The 13776-nt window shown below is 68.9% G+C and carries 12 protein-coding genes; 6 read left to right on the top strand and 6 right to left on the bottom strand.

Going from position 1 to position 13776, the window contains the following annotated elements; all coding sequences use genetic code 11:
• Positions 1-45: 45 nt before the first annotated feature.
• From OHT57_RS11945 to OHT57_RS11960, 4 genes are all read right to left on the bottom strand, one after another.
• Positions 46-1098 (bottom strand): aminotransferase class V-fold PLP-dependent enzyme, encoded by a 1053-nt coding sequence (locus OHT57_RS11945; protein WP_328746142.1) that lies wholly within the window; start codon positions 1096-1098, stop codon positions 46-48.
• Between the two features lie 98 nt (positions 1099-1196).
• Positions 1197-1922: a DsbA family oxidoreductase gene (locus OHT57_RS11950; protein ID WP_328746144.1), complete on the bottom strand. Its 726-nt coding sequence runs from the start codon at positions 1920-1922 to the stop codon at positions 1197-1199.
• Between the two features lie 100 nt (positions 1923-2022).
• Entirely contained in the window at positions 2023-2631 is a 609-nt protein-coding gene (locus tag OHT57_RS11955) for a DUF1349 domain-containing protein (protein WP_328746145.1), read from the bottom strand.
• A 45-nt stretch (positions 2632-2676) separates the two neighbouring features.
• Entirely contained in the window at positions 2677-4206 is a 1530-nt protein-coding gene (locus tag OHT57_RS11960; RefSeq protein WP_328746146.1) for an aldehyde dehydrogenase (NADP(+)), read from the bottom strand.
• Between the two features lie 129 nt (positions 4207-4335).
• Between OHT57_RS11960 and OHT57_RS11965 the strand changes: the two genes are divergently transcribed.
• From OHT57_RS11965 to OHT57_RS11975, 3 genes are all read left to right on the top strand, one after another.
• Entirely contained in the window at positions 4336-5109 is a 774-nt protein-coding gene (locus OHT57_RS11965) for an IclR family transcriptional regulator (RefSeq protein ID WP_328746147.1), read from the top strand.
• A gap of 3 nt (positions 5110-5112) precedes the next feature.
• On the top strand, positions 5113-5583 hold the full coding sequence (locus OHT57_RS11970; RefSeq protein ID WP_328746148.1) for a GNAT family N-acetyltransferase: 471 nt from the start codon (positions 5113-5115) through the stop codon (positions 5581-5583).
• Between the two features lie 93 nt (positions 5584-5676).
• Positions 5677-7128 (top strand): peptidoglycan D,D-transpeptidase FtsI family protein, encoded by a 1452-nt coding sequence (locus OHT57_RS11975; RefSeq protein ID WP_328746149.1) that lies wholly within the window; start codon positions 5677-5679, stop codon positions 7126-7128.
• A 13-nt stretch (positions 7129-7141) separates the two neighbouring features.
• On the opposite strand, the gene OHT57_RS11980 is transcribed toward OHT57_RS11975, so the two are convergent.
• On the bottom strand, positions 7142-8545 hold the full coding sequence (locus tag OHT57_RS11980; RefSeq protein WP_328746151.1) for an NCS2 family permease: 1404 nt from the start codon (positions 8543-8545) through the stop codon (positions 7142-7144).
• A gap of 260 nt (positions 8546-8805) precedes the next feature.
• On the opposite strand from OHT57_RS11980, the gene OHT57_RS11985 reads away from it, so the two are divergent.
• The 3 genes from OHT57_RS11985 (at position 8806) to OHT57_RS11995 (ending at position 12976) form a co-directional block, all read left to right on the top strand.
• Positions 8806-9372, top strand: coding sequence for a SigE family RNA polymerase sigma factor (locus OHT57_RS11985; protein ID WP_328746152.1), 567 nt, complete (start codon positions 8806-8808; stop codon positions 9370-9372).
• Positions 9369-10211, top strand: a complete 843-nt coding sequence (locus tag OHT57_RS11990) for a hypothetical protein (protein WP_328746153.1) — start codon at positions 9369-9371, stop codon at positions 10209-10211. Before OHT57_RS11985 ends, OHT57_RS11990 begins: the two co-directional genes overlap by 4 nt.
• Before the next feature lie 566 nt (positions 10212-10777).
• Positions 10778-12976, top strand: a complete 2199-nt coding sequence (locus OHT57_RS11995; protein WP_328746154.1) for a family 43 glycosylhydrolase — start codon at positions 10778-10780, stop codon at positions 12974-12976.
• Here the strand turns inward: OHT57_RS11995 and OHT57_RS12000 are convergent.
• Positions 12973-13773, bottom strand: coding sequence for an HAD family acid phosphatase (locus tag OHT57_RS12000; RefSeq protein WP_328746155.1), 801 nt, complete (start codon positions 13771-13773; stop codon positions 12973-12975). The genes OHT57_RS11995 and OHT57_RS12000 overlap by 4 nt on opposite strands.
• Between the last annotated feature and the right edge of the window lie 3 nt (positions 13774-13776).

Here is a 13776-nt window from a genome sequence, read left to right on the forward strand (position 1 = left end):
CTTGGTGCCCCTTCCTGGCGTCCCGGGCGGTCCGGCGCCAGCGGTTCAGTGAGACAGGGCGTCCAGAATCCGGTCGACATCGGTGACCGTGTTGTACAGATGGAATGAGGCGCGCAGGTTGCCGGCCCGGTTGGACACCTCGATGCCCGCCGCGCTCAACTCGGGCTGCCGCCCGCCGAGTCCGGGCACCGACACGATCGGCGAGCCGGGCGCGGGCAGGGGGGCGTGGCCGAGGTCGGCGAGTCCGGTGCGGAAACGGTCGGCGAGGGCGAGGTCGTGGGTGCGTACGGCGTCCACGCCCAGCTCCTCCAGGAGTTCGAGGGAGCGACGTGTTCCCGTGTAGGTGAACAGGGCGGGGCTGATGTCGAACCGCCGGGCGGAGTGGGCCAGTTCGGCGATGGGACCGTAGCAGCTGTCCCAAGGGACCTCCCCCGCGACCCATCCGGCGAGCACCGGCACCAGATCGCCGAAGTCCTCGGGCACGACGAGGAAGGCGGCGCCGTGCGGGCCCAGCAGCCACTTGAAGGTGGTGGAGACGGTGTAGTCGTAGGACTGCGCGTCCACCGGGAGCCATCCCGCGGCCTGCGAGAAGTCGACGTAGGTGCGGGCGCCGTGTTCCGTGGCCGCCGCGCGCAGGGCGGGCAGGTCGGCGATCCGGCCGTCGGCGGACTGGGCGGCGCTGACCGCGACGAGAGCGGTGCCGGGGCGGACGGAGTCGGCGAGCCGCTCCAGCGCAACCATGCGGACCTTGAGGTCGCCGCGGGCGTGGAAGGGGTTCACGACGGAGGTGAAGTCGTCCTCGGCGGTGAGGACTTCGGCACCGGCGGGCAGCGACGCGGCGACCAGGCCCGAGTGGGTGGAGACAGAAGCCCCGGCCGCGACCCTCGTGACCGGGACACCGGCCAGCCGGGCGAACGCGGCACGGGACATCTCCACGTCTTCGAACAGCGGATCAAGCGGCCTGCCCTCGGCGCGGATCAGAGCGGCCCCCTGGAGGGCGGTCACGGTTCGGGCGGGGAGCAGGCCGCTGCTCGCGGTGTTGAGAAAGGTGTTCTTCGGGGCGAACTCGGCACGGACCAGGCTCTCGAAGGTCTCCATGGACCCACTGTGGGCCCGGGAGACCTCTCGGTCCATTGCGATTCTCTACGTGGTTTCGCGAAGGAACGCTTATACGTCCGCGCCGACCTGCGCGTTTGTCAGTGCTGCTGCGGTACGGCGCACCCGTCGGGGCCGCAGGCCTCAGCGCCCGCGTCGCCCTGGTCGATCAGCTGCAGCGGGGAGCGGTTGCCCCAGGCCTGGGTGAGGGCCTGGGCGAAGACCTCGGCGGGCTGGGCGCCGGAGACGCCGTACTTGCGGTCCAGGACGAAGAAGGGGACGCCGTTCGCGCCGAGCTCCGCGGCCTCGCGCTCGTCAGCGCGGACGTCGTCGGCGTAGGCGGTGGGGTCGGCGAGGACCGTGCGGACCTCGCCGGCATCCAGGCCTGCCTCGACGGCGAGTTCCACGAGCCGTTCGTCGCCCTCGCTGAACAGGGACCTCTCCTCGGCGAAGTTGGCCCGGTAGAGGATCTGGATGAGCTCGTCCTGCCTGCCCTGCGCCTTCGCGAGGTGGAGGAGGCGGTGCAGGTCGAAGGTGTTGCCGTGGTCGCGGTCACGGGTGCGGTACGCGAGGCCCTCGGCGGCGGCCTGGGTTCCGAGGTTCTCCTCGCCGGCCTGGGCCTGGGCCTGGCTCATGCCGTACTTCTTGCTGAGCATGGCGAGGACGGGCTGGACGTCACTCCTGTCCCGGCCCGGGTCCAGCTCGAACGACCGGTGGACCACCTCGACACCGTCACGGTGCGGGAAGGCCTCCAGCGCCTTCTCGAAGCGGGCCTTGCCCACGTAGCACCAGGGGCAGGCGATGTCGCTCCAGATCTCGACGCGCATGTCTTCGGCTCTCTCCAGGTCGGACGACTGCGGAGACTCCCTCCGCTCACTCGGTGAACATTCAAGCAGTGGCTCGCATTCCCGTAGCCCGGCGTGACGCTCAGCTTCCGTCTCTCAGGTCGTCCGGCCAGGCGGGCCTGAACTCGATGTGGTCGTACGTCACCACGCAGCCCTCCCCCATCGGCGACTGGGACATGAAGCCGACCAGGGCCGCGCCCGTCTCCTTCTCGTCGCCCAGGGTGAACAGGCGGACGAAGGTCCAGCGCTTGCCGTCCCGGGAGGCGTGGAAGGCGAAGGCGCGGCCGGTGCGGCTGATCCGGAGCCACACCGAACTGCCGTCCACGGTGAAGGAGTTGCAGTCGTCGGAGTGCCCCCGGGTGACGACCGTGCACACGGTCGGTACGTCCGGGGAGTTCTCCAGGCAGAGTTTCGCCCAGGCCCGCTCCCCGACGTGGACGTACAACACACCCGCGTCGAACGACCCGTTGAAGCCGACGGTGACGCGGGCTATCAGCTGGAAGTCCCCCTCGGGGGCGCCGAGCAGCCGTGGTGCGTCGGCGGCGGGATCGAGTCCCTCCCCGGTGGGCGGCACGAACCGGTCCTGCCGGGGGCCGGCCCAGCCGGAGAGCATCCCGTCCTCGTGGACCCAGTGCCCGTCGGGTCCGTAGGTGCGGAGAGAGAAGGGGAGTTCGGGAAGTTCGACGTCCATCCTCAGAGTTTTCCAGCTCCCTCTCCGCGTGCGCGCGTCGGGTGCCTAGCGCTCGAGACGGTTGTTGAAGCGGCGGGGCAGCCCCAGCGGGTTGTCGTCCCTCAGCTCCGGCGGCAGCAGGGCCTCCGGCGTGTTCTGGTACGCCACCGGCCGCAGCCAGCGCTCGATCGCCGTACCGCCGACGGACGTCGACGTGGAGGTCGTCGCCGGGTACGGGCCGCCGTGCTGCTGGGCGGGGGCCACCGCAACGCCCGTCGGCCAGCCGTTGACCAGGACACGGCCTGCGAGGGGGGTCAGCTCCGCGAGGATCTCGGCGCCCCGCCCCTTACCCGCGGCCTCCTGCGTCGACAGGTGGACCGTCGCGGTGAGGTTGCCCGGGAGGCGGGACAGCACGGCGCGTGCCTGGTCGTCGTCCTCGTAGCGGGCCACGACGGTCACCGGGCCGAAGCACTCCTCCAGGAGCAGGTCGTACGCCCCCTCGCTGGTCAGCTTCTCGGCCGCCACCGTGAGGAAGCCCGCGCTCACCGTGTGCTCGCCGCCCGCTCCGGGCGTCACCGGCGACTCGACGTCGGGCAGCTGCGCGCGCTCGGCGACCCCGGCGACGAAGTTGTCCCGCATGCGGTGGTCGAGGAGGACGCCCGCGTCGGTGTCGCTGACGGCGTCGGTCAGGGACTTCAGCAGGCCGTCGCCGGCCGCGCCCAGGGGCACGAGGACCAGGCCCGGCTTGACGCAGAACTGGCCGACCCCGAGGGTCATGGAGCCCGCGAGTCCGGCGCCGATGGTGTCGGCCCGCTCGGCGGCGGCCTCCTCCGTGATCACGACGGGGTTCAGCGAGCCCAGCTCGCCGTGGAACGGGATCGGCACCGGCCGCGCGGCCGCCGCGTCGAACAGGGCACGGCCGCCCTTCACCGAGCCGGTGAAACCGGCCGCGGCGACCAGCGGGTGCTTGATCAGCTCGATGCCGGCGTCGAGGCCGTGGACGAGGCCGACCACACCGGCGGGGATGCCGTGCTCGCCGGCGGCCCGCCGCAGTGCCGCGGCCACCAGCTCGGACAGCGCGGGGTGATCGGGGTGGGCCTTGACGACGACCGGGTTGCCCGCGGCCAGCGCGCTCGCGGTGTCACCGCCGGCCACGGAGAAGGCGAAGGGGAAGTTGGAGGCCGAGTAGACGGCGACGACGCCCAGCGGGATCTTGTAGCGGCGCAGGTCCGGGATCGGCGGGGTCGCGGTGTCGTCGGGGTGGTTGACGACGACACCGAGGAACTCGCCCTCGTCGACGATGTCCGCGAAGGCCCGCAGCTGGTAGCAGGTGCGGGCGAGCTCGCCGGTCAGCCGGACCGGCCCGAGGGCGGTCTCGGCGTCGGCGGCCTCGACCAGATGGTCCTTGGACTCTTCGAGCTTGGTGGCCGCGGTGCGCAGGAAGGCCGCGCGGACCGTGCGGTCGGCGAGGGACGCGCGCGTGTCGTGAGCGGCGCGGACGGCGGCGTCGACCTCCTGGGCTGTGGCCTCCACCGCAACCTGTTCGCGCTGCTTCCCGGTTCGGGGGTCGACACTCCAGACTGGTGCTGCTGCCACCGCAGGTCCCTCCACATGTATCCGGGTCATCCACCAGGAACGTTCGATATGCTGAACGCTGTCTCCGGTGGTGAATATGCTGCTGGAGACTATATCTCTGGTTCTCGTCCAACAAAGGGGTCAAGGGCGATGTCGGCAGGCGAGACGGGCAGCGGGGCACAGGTCAAGTCCGCGGTACGGACGGTTGAACTGCTCGAATACTTCGCCGGGCGCCCCGGCATGCACTCTCTGGCGGCGGTCCAGGAGGCCGTCGGGTATCCCAAGTCCAGCCTCTACATGCTGCTGCGCACGCTGGTGGAGCTGGGCTGGGTGGAGACGGACGCGACGGGCACGCGGTACGGCATCGGGGTGCGGGCGCTGCTCGTCGGCACCTCGTACATCGACGGCGACGAGGTGGTCGCGGCGGCCCGGCCGACGCTGGACCGGCTGTCCGACGACACCACCGAGACCATCCACCTCGCGCGGCTGGACGGCACCAACGTCGTCTATCTCGCCACCCGTCAGTCGCAGCACTACCTGCGGCCCTTCACCCGGGTCGGCCGCAGGCTCCCGGCGCACTCGACCTCCCTCGGCAAGGCGCTGCTGAGCACGTACTCCGACGAGCAGGTCCGCAAGATGCTGCCGGAGACCCTGCCCGCGCTCACCGAGCACACGATCACCGACCGGGAGAAGCTGATCGAGGAGCTGCACCAGATCCGGGAGCAGGGCTTCTCGGTGGACCGCGAGGAGAACACCCTGGGGCTGCGCTGCTTCGGTGTGGCGATCCCCTACCGCACGCCCGCGCGGGACGCGATCAGCTGCTCGGTGCCGGTGGCGCGGCTGACCCCGGCCCACGAACAGCTGGTCAAGGACGCGCTGTTCGACGCGCGGGACCGGCTGACACTGGCCACCCGTAGGCTCTGAGGCATGCAGATCGCGCTTCGAGAGGTCCACGACAGCGATCTGCCGGTCTTCTACCGGCAGATGAACGATCCCGAGTCCCTGCGGATGGCGGCCTTCACCCCGAAGGACCCGACCGACCGGGACGCGTTCGACGCCCACTGGAAACGGATCCGGGCCTCCGACGCCGTGCACCGCACGGTTCTGGCGGACGGGGACGTGGTGGGCAGCGCGGCGGTGTACGGCGAGCCGGGCGAGCGCGAGGTCACCTACTGGATCGACCGCGCCTACTGGGGGCGGGGCATCGCCACGGCGGCTCTCGGGGAGCTGCTCGCCCAGGTGCCCGAGCGCCCGTTGTACGCCCGCGCGGCCACCGACAACGACGGCTCGCTGCGGGTCCTGCACAAGTGCGGGTTCCGGGTGACCGCCCGGGCCTCCGGGTACGCCAACGCGCGCGGCGCGGAGATCGACGAGTTCGTGCTCATGCTGGACGCCTGACACCGGCCGTACAAGCAGCGGCGGATGAACGTCCGATGAGAAAAGCGGACGCATGGGAACGATTCGCTTCCGCCTGATCGTCCTGTCTGTGGGATGAACAAGACGATCAGGCGCGCATCGGTCTTCGCGCTGCTCCTGGTGTTCGCTCTGCTGATCCGAGCGACCTGGGTGCAGTTCTACGAGGGCCAGGCACTCGCGGACGACAGCGACAACCGACGGAACGCGATCGAGACGTACTCCTCGCCGCTCGGGAACATCATCGTGGCCGGAAAGGCGGTCACGGGGTCCGAGAGGACGACGGGCGGCGACCTCGCGTACAAGCGGACGTACACGAACGGCAAGCTGTACGCGGCGGTGACGGGCTATGCCTCGCAGGCGTACGCCCCGACCCAGTTGGAGGGCATCTACGCCGACCTCCTCAACGGCACGGACAGCCGGCTGAAGACCGTCATGGACACGGTCACCAACCAGCGGGCCGAGCCCGGTGATGTGGTCACCACGATCGACCCCGCCGTGCAGAAGGCGGCGTACGACGCGCTCGGCGACACGAAGGGCGCGGCCGTCGCGATCGACCCGGAGACCGGCAAGATCCTGGCGGTCGTGTCGACGCCGTCGTACGACCCGTCCTCGCTGACGGACGCCAACACCGCGGGCGGTGCCTGGAAGCAGCTCAACGCGGACTCCGACAAGCCGCTGACCAACCGCGCGCTGCGCCAGCCGCTGCCGCCGGGCTCGACGTTCAAGCTGGTGGTGGCGTCCGCCGCGCTGGAGGACGGCCTGTACTCCTCGGTGGACGAGAAGACAGACAGCCCGGACCCGTACACCCTGCCGGGCACGGTGACCCCGCTGGGCAACGAGAACTCCTCGGCACCCTGTGAGAACGCCTCGATCCGGGTCGCGCTCGAGTACTCCTGCAACACCGTCTTCGCGAAGATGGCCGTGGACCTCGGCCAGGACAAGGTGAGGGCGATGGCCGAGAAGTTCGGCTTCAACGACGGCTCGCAGGACGTCCCGGTGCGGGCCTACGAGAGCGTCTACCCCTCCGGCATGGACAAGTCCTCGACGGCCCTGACCGGCATCGGCCAGTACGACGTCACGGCCACCCCGCTCCAGATGGCCATGGTCTCCGCGGCCCTGGCCAACGGCGGCAAGCTGGTCTCGCCGCACATGGTGTCGACGATCACCGACAGCGGCGGCGACGTCCTGAAGAACTACGACGACGAGGCGAGCACCCGGCAGGTCGTCAGCTCGCGGACGGCGGAGCAGCTCCAGTCGGCGATGGAGTCCGTCATCCAGGACGGCACCGGCACCAACGCCAGGATCGACGGTGTCACGGTGGGCGGCAAGACGGGCACAGCCCAGCACGGCGAGAACAACAGCAAGACGCCGTACGCCTGGTTCACGTCCTACGGCAAGGCCGACGGCAAGGAGGTCGCCGTGGCGGTGGTGGTGGAGCAGTCGAACGCGGCCCGGTCCGAGGTGAGCGGTAACGGTCTGGCCGCCCCCGTGGCCAAGGCCATGATGGAGGCGGCCCTCAAGAACTGAGCCCGTGCGGTGGTTACTTGGCCCCGAGCACCTGCTCGATGGGGTCGATCGCGAAGTACACGAGGAACAGCGCCGAGGTGGCCCACAGCAGCCAGTGGATCTCCTTGGCCTTGCCCAGCACCACCTTGATCACGACGTAGGCCAGGAACCCGGCCCCGATCCCGTTGGTGATCGAGTACGTGAACGGCATGACGGCGATGGTCAGGAACGCCGGGATCGCGATCTCGTACTTGTCCCAGTCGATGTGCTTGACCTGGGTCATCATCAGGAACCCGACGGCGACCAGGGCGGGCGCGGCGGCCTGCAGGGGCACGATCGTGAGCAGCGGGGTCAAGAACAGCGCGAGCCCGAACATGCCGCCGGTGACCAGGTTCGAGAACCCCGTGCGTGAGCCCTCGCCCACGCCCGCCGCCGACTCGATGTAGGCCGTGGCGGAGGAGGCGGACGCCGCACCGCCGGCGACCGCGGCCGCACCGTCGATCAGCAGCACCCGGCCGAGGTTGGGTACCTTCCCCTCCTCGTCCAGCAGCCCCGCCTCAGCGCTGATGCCGACGACGGTCCCCATGGTGTCGAAGAAGTCGGACAGGATCAGCGTGAAGATCAGCAGGACGACGGTGACCACACCGACACCGGACGCACCGAACGCCCCGAACAGGCTGAAGTGGCCGAGCAGTCCGAAGTCGGGGGTGTCGACGATCTTGTCGGGCCACGCCGGGGTGGTCAGCCCCCAGGCCTTGACGTCGGCGATCGAGTTGATGATCATCGCGAGGACCGTCATGGTCACGATGCTGATCAGGATCGCGCCCTTGACCTTGCGGGCGAGCAGCCCGATCGTCAGCAGCACCCCGAGGCAGAACACGAGGATCGGCCACCCGGTGAGCGCCCCGGTACCGCCCAGCTGAACCGGCACGGTGGTGTTCGCGGCGTCGGGGATGCGGCTCACGAATCCCGCGTCCACGAAGCCGATGAACGCGATGAACAGGCCGATCCCGACGCTGATGGCCTGCTTGAGCGGTTGCGGGATGGCGTGCATGACGGCCTCGCGCAGTCCGGTCACCACCAGCACGCAGATGAGCAGGCCTTCGAGGACGACCAGCCCCATCGCGTCGTCCCAGCTCATCAGCGGGGCGATCTGGAAGGCGACGACCGCGTTCAGCCCGAGCCCGGCGGCCAGAGCGAGCGGCAGGTTGCCCCCGACGCCCATGATGATCGTCATCACCGCGGCCACGAGCGCCGTCGCGGTGGTCAACTGAACCGCATCCAACTGGTGTCCGAACTTGTCCTTGGCGCTGCCGAGAATGATCGGATTCAGGACAAGGATGTAAGCCATCGTGAAGAACGTGGCGAAGCCGCCGCGTATCTCACGGGCGAAGGTGGACCCCCGCTCGGAGATCCTGAAGTACTGGTCGACGGACATGTTTCCTGCTCCTCGATGCCTGAATGAACGTGTGCGGATGCTGGCTGGATTGTTCCCGCGCCGAACCCGTTTCAGGTTTTCTCCGTGTTACGGAATCGGACTCGGCGCACCATAGAGGCGTTCCCGAACGGTCAGACAGCGTTCGAAGACCCGTACGAGAACCTGCACGGGATCACTGCTACGCTTCCCGATCTCGCCCTGGCGTGCCCGGAATAGCCACATGTCATACACATGACACACATAGTGAGGAGAGGTAGCCCGTGGGCACTGTCGTCGACGACGCCGCCTCCGTGGAATTCCATGCCTTCTTCGAGCGCCACTACGCCGAACTGTCCCGCCTCGCCCATCTGCTGACCGGCGAGCCGGACGCCGCCGACGACCTGGCCGCGGACGCGCTGCTGGCGCTGTGGCACCGCTGGGACCGGGTGCGCGCGGCCGACCATCCGGCGGCCTACGCCCGTGGGGTGGTCGCCAACCTGGCCCGTACCCGCATCCGCAGTGCGGTCCGGGAGCGCCGGCGCGTCGCCCTGTTCTGGTCCCAGCGCGAGGAGAAGGTTGAGAACCCGGATGTGGCGGGCGTGATCGACGTCCAGGAGGCCCTGCGCAGGCTGCCGTTCCGCAAGCGGGCGTGTGTCGTGCTGCGGCACGCGTTCGACCTCTCGGAGAAGGACACGGCACTGGCCCTGGGTGTGTCTGTCGGTACGGTTAAGAGCCAGACCTCGAAGGGGATGGCCGAGTTGCAGCGCCTGCTCGGCACGCAGAGGACTCCGGTGACGATGCACGCCGCGATGGTGCGCACCGGTGACGCCGGAGGAAGGGACCGATGACCATGCAGCGGGACGTGCACCGCGATCTGCGCGCCCGGCTGAAGGACTCGGCCGCGGCGCACGAGCCGAACCGCGAGCTGATCCTGGCCCGGGTCGAGCGTGGCATGTCGGAGCAGACCCGCCCCGACCACCGGGCGACCCGGCCGCCGCTCTACGGCTGGGTGCGGGTGGTGAGCGCGACCGCAGCGGTCGCCTGTGTGCTGGGCTTCGGCGGTTACGCGGTGGCGTCCGCGGTGAAGGACGACGGGACTCCCGCACAGAAATCGGTCGCCACCTCGGACACACCCACCCCGTCGCCCGACGCGACGAGCCGCGCACCCCTCCCGCCGGCGAACCCGACGCCGGGCACCACCCCCACGCGGAAGGCCGAGCGGCCCAGCAGCACGCCCTCTCCCACGGCTAGCACCCCTGCGGGGGCGCGGGCCACCGGCACCGAGGACGGCCCGCTCTGGTCGGACGGCTCGGTGGGCCAGCACAGCAACGACTTCTGGGCGCAGAGCAATGTCACCTTCAAGACCTCCGAGCAGCTCACCACGCTCACCGTTCAGTTGAAGATCGCCGAGACCGGCGGTGTCACCGACACCGGAGCCTGGCGCTCGCCGCCCGAGAGCGACTTCACGCTGACGGTCGCCGAGAAGGACGGCTTCCTCGTCTACACCTGGGTGCTCAAGGACGGCCGTACGGTCCCCAAGGGCGAGTGGGTGTTCGCAGGGCAGTACAACCATCAGCGCGGCGGCCGGGACGCGAAGGACGACAGCTACACGGTGACGGCGACCGCGAAGTCCGGCGACCTCGCCGTGAAGGGCGGCTTCGCCGCGCAGGACGACGGGGACTCCTGACCGGCTCTTCACCGGTCCGGCTGAAAATCACCCACCGGTGAGGCAACCGATCCGTCGTCAGCGGCAACCAACAGGGCAGAAGGTCCCCTGATGACGGAGCACAGCCCCCTTGAACACCACAGGTTCCCCCATGGGCACAACCATTCGCCCACCTTTCACGTCCCTCATAGTGCCCACCTGAGCGCGGGCACGTCGTCCGACTCCACAGACCTGCCGGCCTGAGCCCCCCTCGGCCGGCAGTTGCCGGCAGAGCCCCCCTCGGCCGGCACGAGGAACGCCCCGCCTGTGACGACAGGCGGGGCGTTTCGTCGTTCGGGTCGCGTCCTTCAGTTCATCGTGGAGCCGAGGGTGCCGGAGCCGGTGGCCAGGAAGGTCGTCGCGGGCAGCCTGGCCCCGTCGATCCGCACCTTCTCGTCGCCGAAGCGGCCTCGGCCCCAACAACCGAAACTTTCGCTGCTTCTCAGCGCACGCTCATCGATTGACGTGCTGTTTCGCACTGGTGACACTCCGAAGGCGCGCACAGCCCTCAACACAAACCCCCACACCCCCACATTCGCAGGAGCGACATGCGCTCTCGTATCCTCCTCGTTGCCTGTTTCTCGCTACTCCTGGCCCTTCTCACCGCACCGCCCGGTTCCGCCCACTCAGGAGCACCACCCGTGAACCCTCCCAAGTACGCCGGCTATCTCTTCGCCTACTTCACCGGCGAGGGCACCGCCGACGGCGAGCAGATCCGCTACGCTCTCAGCCGCGGCAACGACCCCTTGCACTGGCGCGAGCTGAACCAGGGCAGGCCCGTCCTGACGTCGACGATCGGCGAGAAGGGTCTGCGCGACCCGTTCGTGATCCGCTCCCCCAAGGGCGACAGGTTCTATCTGATCGCCACCGATCTGCGCATGTACCGCAACAGCAGCGGCAGTTGGGACGACGTCCAGCGCCACGGCAGCAGGTCGATCATGATCTGGGAGTCCACCGACCTGGTCCACTGGACCGACCAGCGGCTGGCCGAGGTCGCCCCGGGCAACGCGGGCAACACCTGGGCGCCGGAGGCCTACTGGGACGACAGCCTCGGCGAGTACGTCGTCTTCTGGGCGTCGAAGCTGTACGCCGACGACGACCCCGGCCACACGGGATCGACGTACAACAAGATGCTGTACGCGACGACGAAGGACTTCCGCAGCTTCAGCGAGCCGAAGGTCTGGGACGACCCGGGCTACTCCGTCATCGACTCGACGGTCGTGAAGCACAGGGGCAGTTACTACCGCTACACCAAGGACGAGCGGGACCCCGCCTCCAGCTCGCCCTGCGCCAAGTTCATCACCGGTGAGAAGTCGACGAGTCTGACGTCGACGAAGTACGACCTGGTGGCGGACTGCATCGGCAGCGGTGCGATGACCCGCGGCGAGGGGCCGACGGTGTTCCGGTCGAACACCGAGAAGAAGTGGTACCTGTTCATCGACGAGTACGGCGGCCGGGGTTACGTGCCCTTCGAGACGACCGACCTCGACTCGGGTACGTGGACGCCGTCGACGAACTACCAGCTGCCCGCAAGTCCCCGGCACGGCACGGTACTTCCGGTGACGCAGAAGGAGTACGACCGGCTGCTGTCCGCGTATCCGTCCACTCCGACCTCGATGGTGGACGCCACGGCCAAGGGCCAGAAGGGGTATGCGATCGTCACGGAGTCCGCCGCGAAGGTCGTGCTGCCGGTGCAGACCGACACCGACCTCTCGCACCTCGCTCCGCAGATCGCCGTGGGCGAGGGCGCGAGCGTCAGCCCCAGGTCCGGTACCCGGCGCGACTTCCGCAGGCCGCAGACGTACACCGTGACGGCGGCGGACGGCACCACCCGCAGCTGGACGATCGAGGCCGTGCGGACCGGGAGTCCCGTCCTGCCCGGTCTCAACGCCGACCCGGACGTGCACTATCTGGACGGCGAGTACTGGATCTACCCGACGACCGACGGCTTCAACGGCTGGAGCGGGACGCGGTTCAAGGCGTACTCGTCGAAGGACCTGGTCCACTGGAAGGACCACGGCGTCATCCTCGACCTCGGCGCGGACGTGTCCTGGGCCGACACCTACGCGTGGGCGCCGGCGATCGCCGAGCGGGACGGCAGGTACTACTTCTATTTCTGCGCCGAGCAGCAGATCGGTGTGGCGGTGGCGGACTCCTCCGCGGGCCCCTTCAAGGACGCGCTGGGCAAGCCGCTGGTGGCGAAGGGCGGTGCGCTCAAGGGCCAGATGATCGACCCGGCCGTCTTCACGGACGACGACGGGACGTCGTACCTCTACTGGGGCAACGGGCACGGGTACGTGGTGCCGCTGAACGACGACATGGTGTCGTACGACCCGGCGAGGATCGAGGACATCACCCCGGACAACTTCCGCGAGGGATCCTTCGTGATCAAGCGGAACGGCACGTACTACTTCATGTGGTCCGAGGACGACACACGCAGCGAGAACTACCACGTCGCCTATGCGACGGGACCGTCCCCGCTCGGTCCGTGGACCAAGCGGGGGACGATCCTGTCCAAGCGTCCCGAGTACGGCATCCTCGCCACCGGCCACCACTCCGTGGTCAACGTCCCCGGCACCGACGACTGGTACATCGTCTATCACCGGTTCGCCCTGAACGGGCCGGGGAAGGCGGGCGGGGACGGCATGCACCGGGAGACGACCATCGACCGCATGAGGTTCGCGGCGGACGGGTCGATCGAACCGGTGGTGCCGACCCTCGAAGGGATCAGGCCGGTGCGGAACTAGCTGACGAAGTACGTCGGGTTGGGCAGCTTGAACGTCTTGTCGGCGTAGCCGCCGTCGAGGTCCGAGTACTGGTCACCGAGGTTGGCGACGATGTCGTACCCGAGGTCCTGCTCGATGTGCTTGCGGGTGCCGCCCTTGTACTGCACGGTCGTGCAGGTCCAGGTGCCGGGGGTGGCGCAGGCACTCAGGTAGGACGGCGGGTTGGCCTTGTCCTTGAGGAACACGTGGTCGGCGTCGAGGTTCACATCGGCGCCGATCTTCTTCAGGTTCTGGACGGCGGCGGAGCGCTGCGCCTCGCTCAGGCCCGAGTTGTAGAAGACCTCGACACCCTTCTTCTCGGCGTACTGCACCAGTTCGGCGCTGCCGAAGACTCCCGGGCGGTCGGCCTTGTTCACGTAGTCGGCCCAAGTGGTGGGGTTGTACGTGTAGTTGTAGCGCTTCTCGTAGTCGAGGCTGAGCAGCAGCGTGTCGTCGATGTCGAAGACGACGGCCGGCTTGTGGCCCTTGTGGTGCTGCGTCTTGCGGGCGGCCTGGTCGATCTGCTTCTTCACGGCCTTGTCGACGGCCGCGAGGTCCTTGGCGTACTGGCTGTCGGGAGACGCCTGGTAGATGCCGTTGGCGTCGGCCGTGGTGCCGTAGTAGGTGTCGATGTCCTTGACCAGGAGCCCGATGTTGTAGGGCTCGTGCGTGGAGTTGGCCGTGGACTGGTGGGCCGTGGCCGCACCGGCGCCGTACACGGCGATGCCGACGACCGCACAGGCGGTGGTGGCGGCAGCGATACGCAATGTCTTATGCATGAC

This window comes from Streptomyces sp. NBC_00285, from assembly GCF_036174265.1.
GTDB lineage: Bacteria > Actinomycetota > Actinomycetes > Streptomycetales > Streptomycetaceae > Streptomyces.